The following is a 20,017-nucleotide window of genomic DNA, read 5'->3' on the forward strand; positions in this document are numbered from 1 at the left end:
GCGCCTAGGAGTTCTGCGGGAACCCCAGGTTGATCCCGCCGTGCGACGGGTCCAGCCAGCGGGTGGTGACCGCCTTCTCGCGGGTGAAGAAGTCCAGCCCCGCGGGGCCGTACGCCTTCGCGTTCCCGAACAGCGACGCCTTCCAGCCACCGAAGGAGTGGTAGGCGACGGGCACCGGGATCGGCACGTTCACGCCGACCATCCCGACCTGCACCTCACGCTGGAACCGGCGGGCGGCGCCGCCGTCGTTGGTGAAGATCGCGGTGCCGTTGCCGAACTGGCCGGAGTTGATCAGCTCGAGGCCCTCCTCGTAGCCGGTGACGCGGATGACCGAGAGCACCGGCCCGAAGATCTCCTCGGTGTAGACGGTCGACGTGGTCGGCACCCGGTCCACCAGGGTCGGCCCGACCCAGAAGCCGTTGGGGTCGCCGTCCACCTCGATGCCGCGGCCGTCGACGACGACCTCGGCCCCGTCGGCCGCAGCCACATCGACGTACGCCGCCACCTTGTCGCGGTGAGCGCCGGTGATGAGCGGCCCCATGTCGGTGTCCCGCGTGCCGTCGCCGGTCTTGAGCGTGGCCATCCGCGAGGTGATCTTCGCGATCAGGCTGTCGGCCACCGAGTCGACCGCGAGCACCACCGAGATCGCCATGCAGCGCTCACCGGCCGACCCGAAGCCCGCGTTGACCGCGGAGTCGGCGACCAGGTCGAGGTCGGCGTCGGGCAGCACGAGCATGTGGTTCTTGGCGCCGCCGAGCGCCTGAACGCGCTTGCCGGCGGCGGTGCCGCGCTCGTAGACGTAGCGGGCGATCGGAGTGGAGCCGACGAAGGAGATCGAGGCGACGTCGGGGTTGTCGAGGAGCGCGTCGACCGCCTCCTTGTCGCCGTGCACGACGTTGTAGACGCCGTCGGGCAGCCCTGCTTCGGACCACAGCTCGCCGATCCAGCTGGACGCGGTCGGGTCCTTCTCCGAGGGCTTGATCACGACCGCGTTGCCGGCCGCGATCGCGATCGGGAAGAACCACATCGGCACCATGGCGGGGAAGTTGAACGGGCTGATGATGCCGACCACGCCGAGCGGCTGCTTGAGCGTGGTCACGTCCACGCCGGAGGAGACCTGCTCGGAGACCGTGCCCTTGAGCAGGTGGGAGAGCCCGCAGGCGAACTCGACGACCTCGAGCCCGCGGGCGATCTCGCCGGCGGCGTCGGAGAGCACCTTGCCGTGCTCGGCGGTCAGGATCTCGGCGAGCTCGCCCTTGCGGGCGTTGAGCAGCTCGCGGAACTTGAAGAGCACGGCCGTACGCCGGGTGAGCGAGGTCTCGCTCCACTCTTCGAACGCCTTCTTGGCCGCCGAGACGGCGGTGTCGACGTCGGCGGCCGAGGCGAAACGTACGCGCTTCTGGACGGTGCCGAGCGCGGGGTTGTAGACGTCGCCGAGACGGGTGCCGGTGCCGGGGTTGGTGGCCCCGCCGATCCAGTGGTCGAGGATGGGGAGATCGGTCATGTCATGCGTCCTTTAGAGAGCTGTTACAGCGAGCCGAGCACGTCGTCGTAGATCGAGATCGCCTCGGCGACCTCGTCGGGGGTGACGATGCACGGGGGCACCACGTGGATGCGGTTTTCCATGGTGAACGGGATCAGGTTGCGGGCGATGAGCTCGGACTTGATCCGGCCCATCGTCGCGGCGGGCAGCGGCTCCCGCGTCTCGCGGTCGGCGACGAGCTCGAGGGCCCAGAAGACCCCGGTGCCGCGCACCTCGCCGATCACGTCGTGCTTCTCGGCCAGCGAGGCGAGGCCGGGGGCGATGTGGTCGGTGCCGATGGTCGCGGCGTTGTCGACGATGCCCTCCTCGTTCATCGCCTCGATGGTCGCCACGATCGACGCCATCGCGAGCGGGTGGCCGGAGTAGGTGAGCCCGCCGGGGAAGACCTGGTCGTCGAAGGTCGCCGCGACCGGGTCGGAGATGATCACCCCGCCGGCGGGTACGTAGCCGGAGTTGACCCCCTTGGCGAAGGTGATCAGGTCGGGAACGACGTCGTAGGCGTCCAGGGCCAGCCACTCGCCGGTGCGGCCGAAGCCGGCCATGACCTCATCGAGGATGAGCATGATCCCGAACTCGTCGGCCAGCGCCCTGACCCCGGGGAGGTAGCCCGGCGGCGGGATCATGATCCCGGCGGTGCCGGGGATGGTCTCCAGGAGGATCGCCGCGATCGACGCGGGCCCCTCGGACTCGATCACCCGGCGCAGATGGCGCAGCGCGCGCTCCGCCTCCTGCTCCGGCGTGGTCGCCCAGAACTCCGAGCGGTAGAGGTAGGGGCCGAAGAAGTGGACGTGGCCGCGGGCGTACTCGTTCGGGATCCGCCGCCAGTCGCCCGTTGCGACGATCGCCGCCCCGGTGTTGCCGTGGTAGGAGCGGTAGGTCGAGAGCACCTTGTCGCGGCCGGTGTGGATGCGGGCCATCCGGATCGCGTTCTCGACCGCGTCGGCGCCGGCGTTCGTGAAGAAGACCTTGTTGAAGCCGACCGGCGCGATGTCGGTGATCCGCTCGGCGGCCTCGCCGCGGGTCAGGTTGGCCGTCGTCGGGGCGATCGTGGTCAGCGTCTCGGCCTGCTTCTTGATCGCCTCCACCACCCGGGGGTGTTGGTGGCCGATGTTGGTGTTGACCAGCTGGGAGGAGAAGTCCAGGTACGTGTGCCCGGAGTCGTCCCACACCCGCGAGCCCTGCCCGCCGGCGATGACGAGCGGTTTCAGCGACCCCTGGGCGGACCAGGAGTGGAAGACGTGGGCTCGGTCGAGGTCGTAGGCACGGGCGTCGCTGGCGCTGGTCAAGGCTGTCCCCTGGGGTGCGTGGATGGACATGGATCTGGCTTGCGCGCTTCGCGCGCTTACTCCCTCGCTCGGCGCGAGCGGACGAGCAAGCTCGCCGCTCGACCTCGCTCAGGTCGTCTCTCACTCTACGCCGGGAGCAGCAGGGTCGCCGCCGATCCGGGATACTGATTACGAAGGTATATCAGGACAACGGCTACGTTTTCGTTACATTCTCACGCAACAATCAACGAAATCGCGCGCTCATGCCTTCGTGGTCACCGGCCGGTTGACCCGGGGGATCACCAGATCGCCGTACGCCGCCAGGGTCTGATCCATCGCGTCGTGCTGCAGGTAGACGGCGAACTGGTCGACGCCGAGGCTCTTGAGCTGTTCGAGCCTGGCGACCTGCTCCTCGACCGGGCCGAGGAGGCAGAACCGGTCGACGATCTCGTCGGGCACGAACTGGGTGTGGGTGTTGCCCGCCCGCCCGTGCTCGTTGTAGTCGTAGCCCTCGCGGTTCTTGATGTAGTCGGTGAGCGCCTGCGGGACGGCACCGCTGCCGTACTTCGACACGATGTCGGCGACGTGGTTGCCCACCATCCCGCCGAACCACCGGCACTGCTCGCGGGCATGGTCCAGCGTCTCGGGCGACCCGTCGGTGACGTACGCAGGAGCGGCCACGCAGAACGTCAGCGACTCCGGGTCGCGGCCGGCGTCGGTGGCCGCCTTCTTGACCGCCCCGATCATCCAGTCGGTGATGTCGGGGTCGGCCAGCTGCAGGATGAACCCGTCGCCGACCTCCCCGGCCGCCTTCAGCGCGAGCGGGCCGTAGGCCGCGATCCACACCTCCAGCTCGGAGCGCTTGGCCCACGGGAACTGCAGCGTGGTGCCGTTGATCTCGACCGGGCGCCGGTTGGCGAGCTCGCGGATCACCCGAGTGGCCTCGCGCATCTCCTTGATCGTCGACGGCTTCCCGTTGAGCACCCGCACCGCCGAGTCACCGCGCCCCATCCCGCACACGGTGCGGTTGCCGTACATCTCGTTCAGGGTCGCGAAGACCGACGCGGTCACCGTCCAGTCGCGGGTCGCCGGGTTCGTCACGAACGGGCCGACCTTGATCGTGCGGGTCTCGGCGAGGATCTGGCTGTAGATGACGTACGGCTCCATCCACAGCAGGTGGCTGTCGAACGTCCAGACGTAGTCGAAGCCGTACGCCTCGGCCTGCTTCGCCAGGGAGACGACCCGCCAGGCGGGCGGGTTGGTCTGGAGGACGACACCGAAGTCCATGACGTCACACCAGGTACTGGGAGAGGTCGCGCTTGAGGTAGCTGCCGTGGCCCTTGGTGCCCTTGAACTCGCCGTCGGCGACGACCACGGAGCCCCGTGAGAGCACCACGTCGACGTGTCCGTCGATCTCGTAGCCCTCCCAGGCGGAGTGGTCCATGTTCATGTGATGGGTCTTGCCGACCCCGATGGAGGTGTGTCCGTTGGGATCGTAGACGACGATGTCGGCGTCGGCTCCCGGCGCGATCACGCCCTTGCGGCCGTAGAGCCCGAACATCCGCGCCGGCGTGGTCGCGATCAGCTCCACCCACCGCTCGAGCGTGAGCTGCCCGGTCACCACGCCCTGGTAGAGCAGGTCGACGCGGTGCTCGATCGACCCGATCCCGTTGGGGATGGCCCGGAAGTCGTCCTTGCCGAGCTCCTTCTGCTCCTTCATGCAGAAGGGGCAGTGGTCGGTGGAGACCATCTGCAGGTCGTTGGTGCGCAGCGCCTGCCACATCGCGTCCTGATGGCCCTCCTCGCGCGAGCGCAGCGGCGTCGAGCAGACCCACTTGGCGCCCTCGAAGTCGCCCCACTCCTCCGACCTCGCGCCGAGCTGGTCCTCGAGGGAGAGATAGAGATACTGCGGGCAGGTCTCGCCGAACACGTTCTTCCCGTGGTCGCGGGCCGCGGCCAGCTGCGCGACCGCCTGCTTGGCGCTGACGTGCACCACGTAGAGCGGAGCCCCGGTCACGTCGGCGAGCATGATCGCCCGGTGGGTGGCCTCCTCCTCCATCTGCCAGGCACGCGCGATGCCGTGGTAGTAGGGAGACGTCTTGCCGGACTCGGCCAGCTGCGCGGCGAGCACGTCGATGGCCGGACCGTTCTCGGCGTGCATCATGGTCAGCAGCCCGTGGTCGGTCGCCTTCTGCATCGCCCGCAGCACCTGCGCGTCGTCGGAGTAGAAGACGCCCGGGTAGGCCATGAACAGCTTGTACGAGGTGATGCCCTCGTCCACGAGCGAGTCCATCGCCTTGAGCGCGTCGTCGTCGACCCCGCCGATGATCTGGTGGAACCCGTAGTCGATCGCGCAGTTGCCGGCGGCCAGCTCGTGCCAGTGCGCCAACCCGTCCTGTACGCGTTCGCCGTAGCGCTGCACCGCGAAGTCGATGATCGTCGTGGTGCCGCCCCAGGCCGCGGCCCGGGTGCCGGTCTCGAAGGTGTCGCTGGCGTTGGTGCCACCGAACGGCAGCTGCATGTGGGTGTGGGCGTCGACGCCGCCGGGGATGACGTACTTCCCGGTCGCGTCGATGGTGACGTCGGCCTCGATCGTCCCCAGCGGAGTGCTCCCGGGGGAGATGAGCGCGACGATCCTCTCGCCGTCGACGAGCACGTCTGCCTGGGTGCGCCCGGTCGAGGAGACGACCGCGCCGCCCGTGATGAGCGTGGTGGTCATGCCGGCCTCCTCAGGGTCGGGGGATGGCGGTGTACGAATCGGGCCGGCGGTCGCGGTAGAACTGCCAGTCGTCGCGCATCTCCTGGACCATGCTCATGTCCAGGTCGCGTACGAGCAGCTCCTCCTTCTCGCCCGAGCCGAGCTCGCCGACGTAGTTGCCGCGGGGGTCGACGATCTGCGACATCCCGTAGAAGTTGACCGCCTCTTCGCCGTACTCGTTGTCCTCCAGGCCGACCCGGTTGGGCGCGAGCACGAAGTAGCCGTTGGCGACCGCGGCGGCGGGCTGCTCGATCTCCCAGAGCCGGTTGGAGAGCCCGGGCTTGGTGGCGTTGGGGTTGAAGACCATGTGGGCCCCGTTGAGCCCGAGCTCGCGCCAGCCCTCGGGGAAGTGGCGGTCGTAGCAGATGTACATCCCCACCTTTCCGACCGCGGACTCGAAGACCGGGTAGCCCAGGTTGCCGGGGCGGAAGTAGAACTTCTCCCAGAACTTCTCCACGTGCGGCAGGTGGTTCTTCCGGTACTTGCCGAGGATCGTGCCGTCGGCGTCGACCAGCACGGCGGTGTTGTAGTAGATCCCGGTGTCGGCCTCTTCGTAGATCGGCAGCACCATCACCATGCCCAGCTCCTTGGCCAGGCTCGCGAAGCGCTGCACGATCGGCCCGTCAGCCGGCTCGGCGTAGCGGTAGTACTTCTTGTCCTGGGTGATCCCGAAGTAGGGCCCGTAGAAGAGCTCCTGGAAGCACATCACCTGGGCGCCCTGGGCGGCGGCGTCCCGCGCGAAGCCCTCGTGCTTCTCCAGCATGGAGACCTTGTCCCCGGTCCAGGTGGTCTGGCTGATTGCGGCTCTGACGATCGTCATGCAACTACCTCCCGACTCACATACAAGCACGCCGCCGCGACCCATGGGGTCGCGACGGCATTTTTGCTTCAGACGATGAGGTGGTTGAAACCCTGCTGCGCTAGGCGGCGGTCGCCGGATGACGTACGACGACGTGCTCGACCGCCCTGGCGAGCTCCTCGCGGAGCTCGGGCGCGAGCTGAGGGCAGTCGACCGAGAGGAACAGCTCCATCGCGGAGCGGGTCGCGCGGGCCCGGTCGCCGGGCGTGCCCTCGGAAAGGGTCGGCGCGATCTCGGCGAGATGGGCACTGGTCTCGACCACGGTGTTGCAGTCGTGCGGGGTGAGTGGGGCGCGGGCCTCCCGGCCGGCGCGGACGAGGACGCTCAGAACCTCCACCTTGGCGGCGGTGGTCAACGACATAGCGCTCCTCGACGAGTCGAACAGATGCGACCCCACACCGTCCGCGTTGTGCGACGACATGTATCTCCTCGGTGGGACGTGTGCCTCCCCCGAGGCACTCTCGCCCACTCCAACGAGCAGGGGAAGGGATCGGTGACGCCCTTGGGTGCTTTGTAACCCAGCTGTGGGCCGACCCGTGAGTAACCTATAGAAATGCTGGTCCTGGTGTTGCAGATCGCCTCGCGTGGGACGACCCGGCACAATTGAGCCCATGAGTTCTCCTGGGGGCGCCGGCATCGGTGGTCTGATGGTCGAGACCGAGGCCGATGTCGTACGCCGCCAGGCACTGCGCCGCATGCGCATCGTCGCCACCGGGCTCCTGGTCGTGGCTGCCATCGTCTATCTGCTGACGCTTCGGCTGGACGGGTTCTGGGGGTTCGTGAACGCCGGCGCCGAGGCGTCCATGGTCGGTGCGATGGCCGACTGGTTCGCGGTCACCGCGCTGTTCCGCCACCCGCTCGGGCTGCCGGTGCCGCACACCGCACTGATCCCGAAGCGGAAGGACGAGCTCGGCGCCAGCCTGGAGGAGTTCGTCCAGGACAACTTCCTGCAGGAGGAGACGATCCGCGAGCGGCTCGGTGTCGCGATGCCGTCGCTACGGCTCGCGCTCTGGCTCGCCGAGGAGCCCAACGCCAAGCGGGTGGTCGACGAGGTCTCCACCGTGGTCGCCGACGGGCTCTCCCGGATCAGCAACCGGCACATCGTCGAGATCATCCAGGACGGATTCGTACCCCGCCTGCGCGAGGAGCAGATCGCACCGCTCCTCGGCGGCACCCTGCAGGCGGCGCTGGACGACGGCGTCCACCACGGTCTGGTCGACCTGGCGCTGGTCGAGCTGCACGGCTGGCTCGAGGAGAACGAGGAGATCGTCACCGAGGTGCTCGGCGAGCGGGCGCCGTGGTGGACGCCCCAGGTGCTGCGCGAGCCGGTGACCGCCCGCATCCACGTCGAGCTGGTCCGCTGGATCGCCGACATCCGCGACGATCCCGAGCACCGCGCCCGCAAGGCGATCGACACGATGCTCGCCGACCTCGCCGACAACCTGCAGCACGACGAGGCGACCATGGAGCGCGCCGAACGGCTCAAGGAGCGCGTGCTCGACCACCCCGGCGTGATCAACACCGCCATCTCGATCTGGGACGCCCTGCGGCGTGCGCTGACCACGTCCCTGCGCGACCCCGACGGCGTCGTCCGCCGACGCGCCCTGGACGAGGTCGTCCGTTACGCCCAGAAGGTCGTCCTCGACGAGGCCCTCCAGCGCCGCTACGACGCGCTCGCCTCCGACGTGGCCGTCTACGTCGTCAAGCGCTACGGCCGCGAGGCGACCACCGTCATCACCCACACCATCCAGCGCTGGGACGGCAAGCAGGCCGCCCGCCGCATCGAGCTCTTCGTCGGCCGCGACCTGCAGTTCATCCGCATCAACGGCACCATCGTCGGTGGTCTTGTCGGCGTGATCATCCACACCGTCGCCGTCCTGGTGGAATGACCCGCCGAGACGTCACGTACGTCGGCCGAGACGTCACCGTATGCCGACTCGGCCGACCGCGGTGACGTGTCGGCCGACGCGGGTGACGCCTCGATCGATTTACCTGACGCCTCGGCGCGGGGGAGGATGAGCGGTGTGAGTGAACCCTTCGACGTACCCATCTCCGACGAGGTCATCCGCCTCGGTCAGTTCCTGAAGCTGGCCAACCTGGTCGAGGCCGGCTCCGAGGCCCGCCCGGCGATCACCGCCGGCGAGGTGAAGGTCAACGGTGAGATCGAGCTCCGGCGCGGTCGCCAGCTCCGCGTCGGCGACGTCGTCGAGTACGCCGGCCAGGCGGCTCGGGTCTCTGACGAGGCCGACTTCGACGTCCCCTGGTAGGCCCGGCGGAAACCGCCGAAGCGAGAAATAGGAACGAGGCGGTGACCCCGAAGGGTCACCGCCTCGCTACGTACGAACTGCTTACTTCTCGACCTTGACCAGGTCGCAGACGAAGATCAGGGTCTCGCCGGGCTTGATCGCACCGCCGGCACCGCGGTCGCCGTAGCCCAGGTGGGGCGGGATGACGAGCTGGCGGCGGCCGCCGACCTTCATGCCGAGGATGCCCTGGTCCCAGCCCTGGATGACCTGGCCGATGCCGACGCGGAAGTCGAGCGGCTCGCCGCGGTTGTAGGACGCGTCGAACTCCTCACCGGTGGACAGCGCAACGCCGACGTAGTGGACCGATACGCGGTCGCGCTCAGTGGCCTCCTCGCCGTCACCGATGGTGATGTCCTTGATGACGAGGTCGGTCGGAGGGGTGGGGTCGACGAAGTCGATCTCAGGCTTCTGGCTCATGAAATCAGTCTACGTATCGAGACTCGCTGGGGCACACCACCGTCGCATCGGCCGTCCCGGGGTAGATCGTGGTCAGGCCGTCGGCCCGCTCCCGGCCGAGGTTCCACTCCAGCCAGTCGCCCTCGCGATCGCTGGGCCCGAGCACACAGCTGCGCAGGTCCTCGGGGAGCTTCTTCAGGGCAGGCACCGCGTCGTCGCTGAGCTCGGCGAGGAAGTCGGTGTCGATCTTCCCGGTCTCCTCATAGCGCGAGACGTTGTGCTCGGCGATCCATGCGTCCGGGTTGATCGCGGCGATCCCGAGCAGCGCGACAGCGCCGCTGACCAGCGCGAACCGCCCGAGCCAGAGCCCGCCGGCGATCGCGGTGCCGGTCACCGCGGCGACCAGCCCGGCGATCACCAGCAGGCCCAGCCAGGCCTCGAAGACGTCGACGAGCAGGCGGAGCTGGGTGAAGCCGTACGCCTCCTGGTAGAGGTGCATCCGGTACAGCGCCGACCCGACGACGACCAGTGCCTCCGCGGCGACCAGCCCGAGCGCGATCCGCAGCCACAGCCGGTCGGCGACGGTCTCCACCGGGGCCTTCCGCGCCGCCGCCCAGATCACCAGCAGGGTCAGTGCGGTCGCGACGGTGAGCTGGCCGAACCCCTGGTGGACGTATTCGGCGTACGTCAGCCCCGTCGTCTCGCGCAGGTAGTCCTCGCCGCCGAAGACAGCGGTCGCCTGCGCGATCAGGAACGCGGCGAAGACGGCGACCACGACACCGACCGGAGCCAGCCATTCGTAGCGGTTGGCGACGGGCTGGGACGTACGCTCGCTGCGGTCGATCCGGGGCGGGTTCACGGCCAGGTACGCAGCGCCCATCACGACCCCGAAGACGAAGACGGTCATGAAGATCCGAGCCGCGAAGGTGTCAGGGCGTACGTCCGGCACGAACTGGTCGACCCAGCTGCCCAGAACCGCGTCGGCGGTGGTGAACAGGAGCCCGAAGATCACCAGACCGAGCAGCGAGAGCACCGTGGTGCGGGCGACCGCCGCCCCGTGACCCCTGCCGGAGACGCTGGTCAGCGTGCGGCCCAGCCACGGGATCCCGCGCAGCCCGGCCAGCGGCCAGGAGATCCCGGTCAGCACGATCCCGAGCAGCGTCTTCGCCTGGGTGGAGGCACACAGGATCACCGCGATCGCCGTGAGCAGGCACAGTACGACGAGCCACTCGGCGTCGCGGAACACCGCGACCGAGGAGAGCAGCGCGAACAGGACGTAGCAGACGATCGGGAACCGGTTGCGGCGCTTCTCGCTCGCCATCATCACGACCCCGCCGGCGGCCAGCAGCACGATGACCGTCCCGAGCCCGGCGTTGCGGTCGGGGATCAGCAGGCCGCCGAGCAGGCCGGCGACCACGGCACCGATGAAGAGCCCGAACCTGCCTGCGACGCCTGAATCGGGCCAGTAGGTGCCGAAGATGTCGTCGAGGACCGACGGGGTGGCATAGGCGGCCTGAGGGCCCGTGTCGGGGTTGTCGACCGGCTGGGCCGGTTCGGCGGGCTCGGCCGCCGGGGGAGTGGTGGGCATCTGGCTCTCCTCATGAGTGGGGGTGACATGACTGGGACTGAGCTGATGGGGGCCCGGACGTACGGGTGGGCGCATCGGAAGGTCGACGCGCACTCGGGCACCGGCGGCGCCGGGGAGCGGGTCGAGGAAGGCGATGGAGCCGCCGTGCAGGTCGGTGACCCACCGGGCGATGGCGAGCCCGAGCCCGGTCCCGCCGCCCTCACCGGAGGAGCTGAGCGTGCCGAAGGGCTCGAAGACGCGTCCGCGGTCGGCGACGGGGATGCCGGGACCGGAGTCGAGGACCTCGAGGTGGTAGCGCTCGCCGTCGATCCCGGCGCGCACGGTGACCACGCCGCCGCGGGGACTGTGCCGGGAGGCGTTGTCGAGCAGGTTGACGACGAGCTGGCTGAGGCGATCGGGGTCGGCGTCGACGACCAGGTCGGCCGGTGCGTCGATCTCGTACGTGACCGGCCGCCCGTTGGCCCGCGTCTCCGCGACGCAGGCCTCCAGCAGCGGGCCGAGCTCGACCGAGGCGGTGCTCAGCGGCGCCTTGCCGGCGTCGACGCGCGCCAGGTCGAGCAGGTCCTCGACCAGCCGGCTCAGCCGCTCGGCCTGACCGAGCGCGGTCTGCAGCGCGGCCGGGTCGGATCCGACACCGTCCACGAGGTTCTCCAGCACGACCGTGAGAGCCGCCAGCGGCGTACGCAGCTCGTGGGAGACGTTGGCGACCAGGTCGCGACGCTGGCGGTCGACGGCGCCGAGATCGCTGGCCATCGTGTTGAACGCACGTCCCAGCTGACCGACCTCGTCGGCACCGACGGCGGGCACGGAGACCGAGTAGTCACCCCGGGCCATCCGCCTGGCAGCGACGGTCATCTGCCGCAGCGGGGACGTCATCCCGGCCGCCAGCAGCTGGGTGACCGCGAGCGCGATCCCGATCGTGACCGGGATCGAGATCCACGGGGAGACCCCGGTGATCCGCCCGACGGAGGCGACGACCGCGGCCACCAGCGCGCTCGCGGCGACCAGGAGCCCGAGCTTGACCTTGATCGAGGAGACCCGTTCCAGCGGAGTCATTCGCCGGCCTCCAGGGCGTAGCCGACCCCGTGCACGGTCCGGACCCGCTCGGACCCGATCTTGGCGCGCAGCCCCTTCACGTGGCTGTCGACCGTGCGGGTTCCGGAGGCGTCGTTCCAGCCCCAGACCTCGGCGAGCAGCCGCTCGCGGGTGACCACGGCACCCGGGTCGGCGGCCAGGCAGACGAGCAGGTCGAACTCGGTCGGCGTCAGCCGGACCTCAGAGCCGTCGACCCACACCCGCCGGGCGGCCGGATCCATCCGGAGCCCCCCGATCTCAGCCGTACGCCGCGGCGACCCGGCCAGCTCGGCGGCCCGCTCCACCCGTCGCAGGAGCGCGTTGACCCGGGCCACCAGCTCGCGGGCCCGGAACGGCTTGGTCAGGTAGTCGTCGGCCCCGACGCCGAGCCCGACCAGCACATCGGCCTCGTCGGCGCGCGCGGTCAGCATCAGCACCGGCACGGGGCGTACGGCCTGGATCCGGCGGCACACCTCGAGGCCGTCGTAGCCGGGCAGCATCACGTCGAGGACGACCAGATCGGGCGAGGTCTCCTCGAAGCAGGAGACCGCCCCGGGGCCGTCCCACGCTCGGACGACGTCGTATCCCTCCGCCTCGAGCCGGTCCGAGACGGCCTGGTTGATGACCGGCTCGTCCTCGACGACGAGGACCCGGCGGCTGACGGTCAGATGTTCTGGCACATGCTCAGGCTAGAAGCCCGAGTCGCCGGAAAGGCTGCAGAAGTTGTGCAGGTCCTGTGAAGGTCGGATCCGGACAGGATCTCAGGTCTGGTGGACGTACGCCTCGAGCTGGTCGCGCTCGAAGGCGAGCTGGTCGATGCGGTGCTTGACCAGGTCGCCGATGCTGACGATGCCGACCAGGCTGCCGTCGGGGGAGACGACCGGCATGTGCCGGATCCGGCGCTTGGTCATGATGCCCAGGATCTCGTCGATGGTGGCCTCGGGGGCACAGGTCTCGACCTCGGCGGTCATGATCGAGGAGACCTCGGCGGCGAGCAGCGCGTCGTTCTCGTGGAGGCGCCGGACCACGTCGCGCTCGGAGACGATCCCGGCGACGGCGGTCCCGTCGCCGCTGACGACACAGGCACCGATGCCGTGCTCGGAGAGGACCCCGAGCAGGTCACGCACAGTGGCGGTTGATGCGATCGTGACGACTTCTGCGATCGCCTTGCGAGTGAGTACGTCCGCGATCTTCATGCACCAACGGTAGCGGCCGTGACGTGCGTCACGCCAGGGTCTGTCCCGGAACGCGGCTACTCGGTCACTCGGATGCGGGGCGGCGGAACGCGGTGACCGATCCCGGCTGCGCGGCCGGCCAGTCGGCGTCGTTGTTGCCGTCGGGCAGGCCGCCGAGGAAGGAGAGCACGGCGTCGTGCAGGTGACCGTTGGTGGCCAGTGCGTTGCCGCCCCACGGCCCCGGGTCGCCGGCCAGCGAGGTGAACTGGCCGCCTGCCTCGCGCACGATGATGTCCAGCGCGGCCATGTCGTAGAGCTCGAGCTCCGGCTCGACCGCGATGTCGACCGCGCCCTCGGCGACGAGCATGTAGGACCAGAAGTCGGAGTAGGCACGGGTGCGCCAGCAGCTGCGCATCAGCGCCAGGAAGTCCTCGAGCCGATCGCGCTCCTCCCAGCCGTGCAGCGAGGAGTAGGACATCGAGGCGTCCTCGAGGCGGCGTACGTCCGAGACCTGGCAGCGGGTCGACTTCATCAGCGACTTGCCGGTGTGGGCGCCCTGGCCCTTCGCCGCCCACCAGCGCCGCCCGAGCTGGGGCGCGGAGACGACCGACATCACGACCTCGTTGTCGACCGCGAGCGCGATCAGGGTCGCCCAGACCGGCACACCGCGCACGAAGTTCTTCGTGCCGTCGATCGGGTCGACGATCCAGCGGCGGCTGGACGAGCCGGAGGATCCCGACTCCTCGCCGGTGATCGCGTCGCGCGTACGCGCGCGGGAGAGCGTACGCCGGATCGACTCCTCCACGGCCTTGTCCGCGTCCGAGACGGGGGTCAGGTCGGGCTTGGTCATGACGTGCAGGTCGAGCGCCTTGAACCGCGACGTCGACAGCGAGTCGGCGTCGTCGGCCAGCAGGTGCGCCAGCCGCAGGTCGTCGTTGTAGTCAGGAGTGCTCGCCACGAGGATCCACTCTAGTGGCTTCGCTCCCCGTGCGAACCCTCCCCTGGTAACCGGTTCCCCACGAAAACACCGGCCGGGGCATGGAGGGCTCGACCTGTCAGAGGGCGTACGTCGGCACCGACCGTGCCTCGAGCAGGCGACGGAACGAGACGACCCGTTCCGGATCGAGCCTGCCGTCCTCGACGGCGATGTCCAACCCGCACTCCGGCGCATCGGCGGCGTGCGAGCAGCCGCGCGGGCACTCGGCCGTCGCCTCCTGCAGATCGGGGAAGGAGACGATGAGCCGTTCCGGCTCGACGTGAGCCAGCCCGAAGGTACGGATCCCCGGGGTGTCGATGATCCACCCGGCCCCCGGGAGTCGCAGCATCAACGCCGACGTGGACGTGTGCCGCCCCCGGCCGGTGACCGCGTTGACGTGCCCGACCTCGCGGCCGGCGTCGGGAACGATCGCGTTGACCAGGGTCGACTTGCCGACCCCGCTGTGGCCGAGGAGGACCGACGTACGTCCGTCGAGCCTCTCCCGCAAGGCACTTATGTCGCCGCCCCGCTGGGTCACCACCCACGGCACCCCCAGCGACCGGTAGATCGAGACCAGCGACTCCGGGTCGGCCAGGTCGGCCTTGGTGATGCACAGCAGCGGGTCGATGCCCGCCTCCAGGGCAGCCACCAGCGCGCGGTCGATGAACCCCGTACGGGGCTCGGGGTCGGCGATCGCGGTGACGATCACCAGCTGGTCGGCGTTGGCGACGACGACCCGCTCGACGGGATCGTCGTCATCGGCCGTACGCCGCAGCACGGTCTCCCGGGGCTCGAGCTCGACGATCCGCGCCAGTGCCCCCTCCGCGCCCGAGGTGTCGCCGACGACCTTGACCCGGTCGCCCACGACCACGCCCTTACGGCCGAGCGGGCGGGCCTTGACCGCCCACACCTCGACGTCGGGGGCCTCGTCCATGACCAGGGTGAACCGCCCACGGTCGACCGTGATCACCCGCCCGAGGTCGGCGTCGTCGTAGCTGGGCCGGTCCTTCGTCCGCGGCCGGGTGCGGCGCCGGGGACGGTCGTAGTGCTCGACGTCCTCGGTCCCGTAGCGCCGCTGTGCCTTCGCCATGTCGTCGTCAGAACAGGCCGGCCCAGAAGGGCGCGAAGTCGGTGAAGGTCTTGCTGGTGGTGGTGACGTTCTCGACCAGGACGTCCTCGACGGCTGCCCCGATGATCACGCCGGCGTGGGCCATCCGGTGGTCGGCGTAGGTGTGGAACACCCCGCCGTGCAGGGCCGCCGGCCGGATCGTCAGCCCGTCGGGATGCTCGGTGACGTCGGCCCCGAGCGCACCCAGCTCGCGCGCGAGGGCGGCGAGCCGGTCGGTCTCGTGGCCACGGATGTGGCCGATGCCGGTCAGGTGCGAAGGCGTCGAGGCGAGCGCGCCCAGCGCCGCGACGGCCGGGGTGAGCTCGCCGATGTCGTGCATGTCCAGGTCGATCCCGGTGAGCCGCTCCGGCCCGGTGACGGTCAGCCCGTCGTCGGTGACCCGCACCTCGCAGCCCATCAGCGAGAGCACCTCGCGCAGCTGGTCGCCCGGCTGGTCGGTCGCCTCTGGCCAGTCGCGCACGGTCACGGTCCCACCCGAGACCGCGGCCAGGGCCAGGAACGGCGCCGCGTTGGACAGATCCGGCTCGATGGTGCGGTCCAGCGCCTTGATCGGTCCTGGCGCCACGGTCCATCGGTTGGCGTCCGAGTCGTCGACCGCGACGCCGTGCTCGCGCAGCATCGCGACCGTCATGTCGATGTGGGGGAGCGACGGCACGGGCTTGCCGTCGTGGCGTACGTCCACACCCTGCTCGTACCGCGCGCCCGCGAGCAGCAGCGCGCTGATGAACTGGCTCGAGGCCGAGGCGTCGACCACCACGGTCCCGCCGGGCACGACGCCCTGCCCCTGGATCGTGAACGGCAGACCGTCGCCCTCGATGTCCACGCCGAGATCACGAAGCGCACGCAGCACCTCGCCCACCGGCCGCTTGCGCATGTGCGGGTCGCCGTCGAAGGCGACCGTGCCGGTGGAGAGCGCGGCCACCGGAGGTACGAACCGCATCACCGTCCCCGCCAGCCCGCAGTCGACCTCGGCATCGGCGCCGAACGCCCCGGGCGTCACGACCCAGTCGTCTGCCGAGGTGTCCACGTGAGACCCCAACGACGTCAGTGCTGCCGCCATCAGCAGCGTGTCGCGCGACCGAAGCGCACGACGTACGACGCTCGGCCCGTCCGCGATCGCGGCCAGCACCAGCGCCCGGTTGGTGAGCGACTTGCTCCCCGGCAGCGACACCGTCGCCGTCACCGGACCGTGCGCGCGGGGCGCCGGCCAGGGGTCGGCCGGTCCGTTGGCAGGATCAGCGGCACGGTCGCTCGTCGTAGTCACAGGTCCAACTTTAGAGGTTCCGCGAGCAGAGGCGGCCGTCGGTCACCGGGGATGAAATCACTCGATCCCGAGCGCCTTCAGGAAACCCTCCCAGGTCAGACCGCCGGTCGCGGCGCCGCGCTCGACCTCGGGCTCCTCGTCCGGGTCGGCGCTGTCGCTGGGCTCCTCGGGGCCTTCGGGCAGCGAGGGACTCTCGCTCGGAGTGCCCGGGTCGCTGGGCAGGTCCGAGGACGGAGTCGGCACCTGGGGTACGTCCGGAGTGGCCGGTGGTGTGGGCACCTGCGGGACGTCCGGGGTCGTCGGTGGTGTGGGCACCTGCGGGACGTCCGGGGTCTCGGTGGGCGAGGGCGTCGGGGTCGGCGTGGGCTCCGGGGCGGTGGAACCGGAGATGCTGTCGTGATTGTTGCTCGCGTCGCCGTCCTCGTAACCCTCCGGGACGATGCGGGCGTCGAAGGTCCACGTCTCGCCCGCTCGCGGGATGAAGTCGACGTGTGCCGCTGTGCCGTCACCCGTCAGCTCGCACTCGTACGAATACGTGCTGCCCGTCGGCGGGGGAGCGAAGGTGCCGCAGGCCTGCCAGCCGAGGTAGGCCGGCTCCATGCCCGTCACCGTGATCACGAGCTTGGTCGACCGACCGGCCGCGGCCTCGGGGAGGCCGGTGACCTCTGCGGTGGCGGCCACGTAGCTCGCCCACCCGGACAGACCGAGGAACGACGCACCGAACCCGCCGCCCTGCTGGGTGGCGCTAACCTCGACTTTTGGGTCGTGCTTCGGAGCTTCCTCGAAGGTCACCTCCACAGCACCGACGTCCTTGCCGCCGTGGCCGTCCGAGATCTGATAGGTGAAGGTGTCGCCGGCCCCGTCGTAGCCGGCGGTCATCGTGTAGACGACCTCGCCGTCGACGATCTCGGCCGTGCCGTGCGCGGGCTGGTCCACGATCTCGACCAGGTCGAGGGTGTCGCCGTTGTCGTCGGCGTCGTTGGCGAGTACGTCGATGGTCCCCTGCGCCGTCGACGGCTGGTTGCCGTTTCCGTTGCCGTTGTTGCCCTGACCGTTGCCGTTCGACCCGGGAGTCCTGGTCAGGGTCGCGGCGTCGCCGACGGCCTTGGGGTCGGCGTTGGGCGTGGTCACGTCGACGGTGCCGGCGACCTCGCCGCCGTTGCCGTCGGTGAGGACGTACTCGATCGTGTCCGTCCCACGCCAGCCCTTGTCGGCCTCGTAGGTGACGGTCGTGACTGGATCACCGGCCATCCGCAGGCCACCGAAGATCGCGCCGCTGGGGCCGCGTCCCTTGCCTCCACCCGAGGTCGAGGTGCCACCCACGGTGACGGCGCCGTGGGCGGGGGCGCGGACGTTGGCCTCCTTCACCGAGAGCGAGTCGCCGTTGGCGTCGGTGGCGCCCTGGGTCAGGTCGATGACCGCCTTGCCGCCCGGAGCGACCTGCACCTCGGGCAGGGGCGAGGTGATGACCGGCGCCTCCTGGGTCTGGGCCGGGGCGGTGTCGGCCGGCGGGTCGGCCGGCTGGTCGGCGGGTTGGTCGGCGGGAGGTGCGGCCGGCGGGGCCGCGGGCTGATCTGCAGGCGGGGCCGCGGGCGGCGCGGCGGGAGGAGCCGCGGGGGCGGGATCGGCGGCAGCGGGCGCCTCCGCAGCGGGCTCGTCGGCGGCCGGCACCTTCGGGGCCGGTTCACCGCCGGTGAGCGCGAGCCCTGCGGCCACGGCCGCGGCAGCCGCGACACCGGCACCCGCACCGACCGTACGTCCCACGGGATCGCCCAGCACCCAGTCCCTGACCCGCCCGAAGAAGAGCACCACGCCACCCTTGGCGGCGACGCCGCTTCCGACGGCGAGGTAGCCCGCGCCCGCGGCACCGAGCAGAGCCGGAGCGAGCCAAGCGCCCATCCCGGAGTTGACCTCGGTGAGCTCGAGGTAGATCGCGGTGCACGGGCGGCAGTCCTGGAGGTGGTCGTCGACCTTCGTCGAGTCACGCTTGGACAGGCCGTTGCGGATGTAGGCGCCCAGGTTGGCGCGCGTGGTGGCGCAGGCCTCCTCGCCGGCGTCCTGAGCGTGCATCGAGATGAACGCCTGCTTCAGGCCCTCGCGAGCCCGGTAGGCGAGCGCGGAGACCGAGTTGGCCGACATGCCGAGCATCGGCGCGATCTCGGCCGGCTTCTGGCCCTCGACCTCGGTGTGCCACAGCACCTGCTGCCAGCGCTCCGGAAGCTGCTGGAACGCCTTCGCGGCGGCCTGGTTGTCGAAGCCCGACACGGCGGTGTCCTCGAACGGCACGCCCGGGTCGAAGGGGGTCAGGTCGTCGGTGGTGGTCAGCTTCGAGGCGGCACGGATCTTGTCCACGTGGAGCCGGCGCAGCGACGTCAGCAGATAGGCGCGGAACGCCAGGTCCGGGCCACCGCCCCTCTGCAGCACGTTGAGCACCTTGGCGAACGCCTCGGAGACGAGGTCGTCGACGTCGCCGGGCGACACCAGCTGACGGGCCAGGCGGCGGGCGGCCTCGACATGGCGCTCGAACAGCGTCCCGTACGCATCCAGGTCACCGCCGCGGACAGCGGTGATCAGCTCGGCGTCGCCAGGGGCGTCGAGGGTAGGGAGAGAGGTGGGGGTCGATTCGCTCACAGCACCAGAGACGTTAGAAGGACGGAGGTATGACGCGGCTTGCGCCGACGGGAGACATGCGTTGTGCTAACGACTGCTGAAGCCCGCACGTCACGCCCCTCCCCGGATCTGACAACAAGTTTCGCGAAAACCCAGAAAATGTGGGTCGCTACCGCGTCATGGTTGCCGATTTCGTACGTCAAGTCCATGTGGGCACGCGGTAGTTCAGCGCGCGCACCACTGTATCGATGACCCAGCAACTTCGGACAAGGAACGACACCAACGCCAGGAAACACGAGAAAAGAGGTGAGTTGTGCGGCTGTTCTCCCGAGGTCGGCGTGCGCCTGCATCCACCTCGCCTGAGATCACAGAGCTCTCCGACGAGCAGCGTGCGGCGCTCCCGCCGCGGTTCGAGGCCGTCGCGGAGGCGCTCGTCGAGCGCAGCAACTACGTCGCCGAGGCCTGCTGGGTCGCCGGCCACGACCTCGCCGAGTCAGGTGTGTCCCTCGGGGAGTGCCTCGAGGACCTTCGGATGACCACCCAGGCCATGGAGGGTCGCGACCCGGCCTTCGTCGAGGTGCACGCGCTGTCCGTCGCCTGGAGCGAGGCGACGCTGGGCTACCTGCACACGATCTCCTGCGCCGACCCGCTCACCGGACTCGCCACCCTCGCGCACCTGCGCGAACGCATCTCGGACCTCTACCGGGACGCCACGGCGCGCAGCCACGCGTTGGTCGTCACCGACGCCCACCTCCCGGGAGCCCCTGGCGGGAAGACCGACAGCATCGCCACCGCCCGCCGGATGTCGCTGCTCGGCCAGACCGCCCGCACCGTCTTCGCGACCGCGGCCGCCGTCGGACAAGTCGGCCACAGCCGGATGGTCGTGGTCGCCCCGCGTGACGAGACGCTGGTCAAACGGCTCGGGCTCCTCAAGCGGATGGTCGAGCACAGCGCCGACCGGATCTGGATCGAAGGACTCCCGGACAACGACAGGTCAGCAGGCTTCCTGCTCGACGAGCTCGCCCGCGGAGCCTAGAAATACCTCCGAACACCACCGGCACCCGGCGCTAAGGT

The 20,017-nt window shown here is 69.9% G+C and carries 17 protein-coding genes; 3 read left to right on the forward strand and 14 right to left on the reverse strand.

Annotation, left to right across the window (positions count from 1 at the left end):
- Positions 1-4: 4 nt before the first annotated feature.
- The 6 genes from ACW14X_RS21075 to ACW14X_RS21100 all read right to left on the reverse strand — a co-directional run bounded on the left by ACW14X_RS21075 (position 5) and on the right by ACW14X_RS21100 (position 6,786).
- Positions 5-1,504: a CoA-acylating methylmalonate-semialdehyde dehydrogenase gene (locus ACW14X_RS21075; RefSeq protein WP_457163183.1), complete on the reverse strand. Its 1,500-nt coding sequence runs from the start codon at positions 1,502-1,504 to the stop codon at positions 5-7.
- Positions 1,505-1,527: 23 nt separating this feature from the next.
- A complete protein-coding gene (locus tag ACW14X_RS21080; RefSeq protein WP_457163184.1) occupies positions 1,528-2,829 on the reverse strand; it encodes an aminotransferase class III-fold pyridoxal phosphate-dependent enzyme in 1,302 nt (433 codons plus the stop codon).
- Positions 2,830-3,069: 240 nt separating this feature from the next.
- Positions 3,070-4,095, reverse strand: a complete 1,026-nt coding sequence (locus tag ACW14X_RS21085) for a TIGR03842 family LLM class F420-dependent oxidoreductase (protein ID WP_457163185.1) — start codon at positions 4,093-4,095, stop codon at positions 3,070-3,072.
- Positions 4,096-4,099: 4 nt separating this feature from the next.
- On the reverse strand, positions 4,100-5,527 hold the full coding sequence (hydA, locus tag ACW14X_RS21090) for a dihydropyrimidinase (RefSeq protein WP_457163186.1): 1,428 nt from the start codon (positions 5,525-5,527) through the stop codon (positions 4,100-4,102).
- 10 nt (positions 5,528-5,537) lie between these two features.
- Positions 5,538-6,386, reverse strand: a complete 849-nt coding sequence (locus ACW14X_RS21095; RefSeq protein ID WP_457163187.1) for a nitrilase-related carbon-nitrogen hydrolase — start codon at positions 6,384-6,386, stop codon at positions 5,538-5,540.
- Positions 6,387-6,486: 100 nt separating this feature from the next.
- On the reverse strand, positions 6,487-6,786 hold the full coding sequence (locus ACW14X_RS21100; protein ID WP_457163188.1) for a hypothetical protein: 300 nt from the start codon (positions 6,784-6,786) through the stop codon (positions 6,487-6,489).
- A 250-nt stretch (positions 6,787-7,036) separates the two neighbouring features.
- On the opposite strand from ACW14X_RS21100, the gene ACW14X_RS21105 reads away from it, so the two are divergent.
- Together ACW14X_RS21105 and ACW14X_RS21110 are read left to right on the forward strand one after the other, a co-directional pair.
- Positions 7,037-8,314 (forward strand): DUF445 domain-containing protein, encoded by a 1,278-nt coding sequence (locus ACW14X_RS21105; RefSeq protein ID WP_160027627.1) that lies wholly within the window; start codon positions 7,037-7,039, stop codon positions 8,312-8,314.
- 126 nt (positions 8,315-8,440) lie between these two features.
- Positions 8,441-8,692 carry an RNA-binding S4 domain-containing protein gene (locus ACW14X_RS21110; RefSeq protein WP_160027629.1) on the forward strand — a complete coding sequence of 84 codons (252 nt, stop codon included), beginning with the start codon at positions 8,441-8,443 and terminating at the stop codon, positions 8,690-8,692.
- Between the two features lie 81 nt (positions 8,693-8,773).
- On the opposite strand, the gene ACW14X_RS21115 is transcribed toward ACW14X_RS21110, so the two are convergent.
- The 8 genes from ACW14X_RS21115 to ACW14X_RS21150 all read right to left on the reverse strand — a co-directional run bounded on the left by ACW14X_RS21115 (position 8,774) and on the right by ACW14X_RS21150 (position 18,964).
- Positions 8,774-9,148: an FKBP-type peptidyl-prolyl cis-trans isomerase gene (locus tag ACW14X_RS21115; protein ID WP_141795436.1), complete on the reverse strand. Its 375-nt coding sequence runs from the start codon at positions 9,146-9,148 to the stop codon at positions 8,774-8,776.
- 4 nt (positions 9,149-9,152) lie between these two features.
- Positions 9,153-11,771, reverse strand: a complete 2,619-nt coding sequence (locus tag ACW14X_RS21120; RefSeq protein ID WP_457163189.1) for a DUF4153 domain-containing protein — start codon at positions 11,769-11,771, stop codon at positions 9,153-9,155.
- Positions 11,768-12,469: a response regulator gene (locus ACW14X_RS21125; protein ID WP_350844373.1), complete on the reverse strand. Its 702-nt coding sequence runs from the start codon at positions 12,467-12,469 to the stop codon at positions 11,768-11,770. Before ACW14X_RS21125 ends, ACW14X_RS21120 begins: the two co-directional genes overlap by 4 nt.
- An 81-nt stretch (positions 12,470-12,550) precedes the next feature.
- Positions 12,551-12,985 (reverse strand): CBS domain-containing protein, encoded by a 435-nt coding sequence (locus ACW14X_RS21130; protein ID WP_160027633.1) that lies wholly within the window; start codon positions 12,983-12,985, stop codon positions 12,551-12,553.
- A 64-nt stretch (positions 12,986-13,049) separates the two neighbouring features.
- Positions 13,050-13,922, reverse strand: coding sequence for an inositol monophosphatase family protein (locus ACW14X_RS21135; protein ID WP_160027635.1), 873 nt, complete (start codon positions 13,920-13,922; stop codon positions 13,050-13,052).
- A 97-nt stretch (positions 13,923-14,019) separates the two neighbouring features.
- On the reverse strand, positions 14,020-15,030 hold the full coding sequence (rsgA, locus tag ACW14X_RS21140) for a ribosome small subunit-dependent GTPase A (protein ID WP_457163190.1): 1,011 nt from the start codon (positions 15,028-15,030) through the stop codon (positions 14,020-14,022).
- Positions 15,031-15,037: 7 nt separating this feature from the next.
- Complete coding sequence (gene aroA, locus ACW14X_RS21145) at positions 15,038-16,333, reverse strand: 3-phosphoshikimate 1-carboxyvinyltransferase (protein ID WP_457163191.1); 1,296 nt, start codon at positions 16,331-16,333, stop codon at positions 15,038-15,040.
- A gap of 57 nt (positions 16,334-16,390) precedes the next feature.
- Complete coding sequence (locus tag ACW14X_RS21150) at positions 16,391-18,964, reverse strand: sigma-70 family RNA polymerase sigma factor (protein WP_457163192.1); 2,574 nt, start codon at positions 18,962-18,964, stop codon at positions 16,391-16,393.
- A 292-nt stretch (positions 18,965-19,256) separates the two neighbouring features.
- Between ACW14X_RS21150 and ACW14X_RS21155 the strand changes: the two genes are divergently transcribed.
- Entirely contained in the window at positions 19,257-19,979 is a 723-nt protein-coding gene (locus tag ACW14X_RS21155) for a hypothetical protein (protein WP_457163193.1), read from the forward strand.
- Positions 19,980-20,017 lie beyond the last annotated feature (38 nt).

Source organism: Nocardioides sp. YJ-D4 (genome assembly GCF_054031495.1).

What these genes read in the sequence shown, in the direction of transcription:
- ACW14X_RS21075 (WP_457163183.1), bottom strand. Translation starts at nt 1,504, where the DNA reads ATGACCGATCTCCCCATCCTCGACCACTGGATCGGCGGGGCCACCAAC.
- ACW14X_RS21105 (WP_160027627.1), top strand. Translation starts at nt 7,037, where the DNA reads ATGAGTTCTCCTGGGGGCGCCGGCATCGGTGGTCTGATGGTCGAGACC.
- hydA (WP_457163186.1), bottom strand. Translation starts at nt 5,527, where the DNA reads ATGACCACCACGCTCATCACGGGCGGCGCGGTCGTCTCCTCGACCGGG.
- ACW14X_RS21100 (WP_457163188.1), bottom strand. Translation starts at nt 6,786, where the DNA reads ATGTCGTTGACCACCGCCGCCAAGGTGGAGGTTCTGAGCGTCCTCGTC.
- ACW14X_RS21120 (WP_457163189.1), bottom strand. Translation starts at nt 11,771, where the DNA reads ATGACTCCGCTGGAACGGGTCTCCTCGATCAAGGTCAAGCTCGGGCTC.
- ACW14X_RS21085 (WP_457163185.1), bottom strand. Translation starts at nt 4,095, where the DNA reads ATGGACTTCGGTGTCGTCCTCCAGACCAACCCGCCCGCCTGGCGGGTC.
- rsgA (WP_457163190.1), bottom strand. Translation starts at nt 15,030, where the DNA reads ATGGCGAAGGCACAGCGGCGCTACGGGACCGAGGACGTCGAGCACTAC.
- ACW14X_RS21115 (WP_141795436.1), bottom strand. Translation starts at nt 9,148, where the DNA reads ATGAGCCAGAAGCCTGAGATCGACTTCGTCGACCCCACCCCTCCGACC.
- ACW14X_RS21130 (WP_160027633.1), bottom strand. Translation starts at nt 12,985, where the DNA reads ATGAAGATCGCGGACGTACTCACTCGCAAGGCGATCGCAGAAGTCGTC.
- ACW14X_RS21095 (WP_457163187.1), bottom strand. Translation starts at nt 6,386, where the DNA reads ATGACGATCGTCAGAGCCGCAATCAGCCAGACCACCTGGACCGGGGAC.
- ACW14X_RS21110 (WP_160027629.1), top strand. Translation starts at nt 8,441, where the DNA reads ATGAGCGGTGTGAGTGAACCCTTCGACGTACCCATCTCCGACGAGGTC.